The following is a 1,300-nucleotide window of genomic DNA, read 5'->3' on the forward strand; positions in this document are numbered from 1 at the left end:
GGTGAGGTTCCCCCCGGGATGTGGACACCGGGTTATGCCGCGATCTGTTGCAGGGTAGCCGGTGTGAGGGTTTGTTCGTAGTCGGCGGGGCTGAGGTAGCCGAGTGCGGAGTGGCGGCGCCGGTGGTTGTAGAAGGCGATCCACCGGAACACGTCGCGGCGGGCGTCGGGTTCGGTGGTCCAGCGGTGGTGGTCGACATCCAACTCTCGTTTGAGGGTGGCGAAGAACGCCTCGGCCAGGGCGTTGTCGTACGAGGATCCGATCCGCCCCATCGAGCGGCGGATGCCGTGCCGTTGGCAGGCGTCGGCGAAGTCGCGGCTGACGTATTGGGCGCCCCTGTCCGAGTGGAAAATCACGCCGTCGACTCGGCCGCTCCGGGCGGCGACTGCGGCGTCCAGGGCGTCGATGATCAGGCTGGTGCGCATGTGGGTGTTGATCGACCAGCCGATCAGGCAGCGGGTGGCGATGTCGATGACGGTGGCCAGGTAGAGCCAGCCGCCGCCGACGCGGAGGTAGGTGATGTCGCCGCACCACCGCTGGTCCGGTGTCGTGGCGGTGAAGTCCCGGCCGATCAGGTCCGGTGCCGGCGGGGCGGCCGGATCCGGGATCGTGGTGCGTTTACGGCGGCGTAGGTGCCAGCCCACGATCTCCCGCTGCCGCATGATCCGCTCGACTCGCTTGCGGTTGACCCGCACACCCCGGTCGCGCAGCTCGACGGTCACCCTCGGGGACCCATAGGCGCCACCGGAGTCGGCGTGGATGATCCTGATCTGCTCGGCGAGGGCGTCCTCGGCGGCGGCGCGGGCCTGCCGTGCGGGTTCGCTGGCGGCCCAGCGGTAGAACCCGGAGCGGGACACCGCCAGGATCCGGCACAGCCGCTTGACGCTCCAGGTGGCGCGGTGGGCGGAGATGAACCGGAAGCGGCTGGTCACCGATCCATCTCCTTCGCGAAATACGCGGCTGCCTTGCGCAGGATCTCCTTCTCCTGCCGCAACTCAGCCACCTCACGCCGCAGCCGGGCGATCTCCGCGTCCTTGTCCGCCACCGACAGAGCGTCCCCACCCGATGCCGGACCCGTGCCGGTTTGCCGCTCCTGCTTACGGACCCAGTTCCGCAGCGTCTCGTGACTCATCCCCAACTCGCGGGCGACCTGGTTGATCGGCCGACCCGACGAACGGACCAGGTCAACCGCGTCACGCTGAAACTCTTCCGTGTACTTCGATGGACGCCCCAACGGGGACACCCCTTCCTCTGGACCAACGTCCAGTTTCAGGGTGTCCACATCTCAGGGGGAAGCCCA

Annotated in this window: 1 protein-coding gene; it reads right to left on the reverse strand. The window is 68.3% G+C overall.

Going from position 1 to position 1,300, the window contains the following annotated elements; all coding sequences use genetic code 11:
- Nucleotides 1–32: 32 nt before the first annotated feature.
- Nucleotides 33–1,234 (reverse strand): IS3 family transposase gene (locus AAH979_RS42990; RefSeq protein WP_346263870.1). Its coding sequence is split into 2 segments (ribosomal slippage): nucleotides 33–997 and nucleotides 997–1,234, totalling 1,203 coding nucleotides; the frame shifts between segments, so codons are not numbered across the junction.
- Nucleotides 1,235–1,300: the final 66 nt, after the last annotated feature.

The organism is Plantactinospora sp. ZYX-F-223 (genome assembly GCF_039649625.1).
Taxonomy (GTDB): domain Bacteria; phylum Actinomycetota; class Actinomycetes; order Mycobacteriales; family Micromonosporaceae; genus Plantactinospora.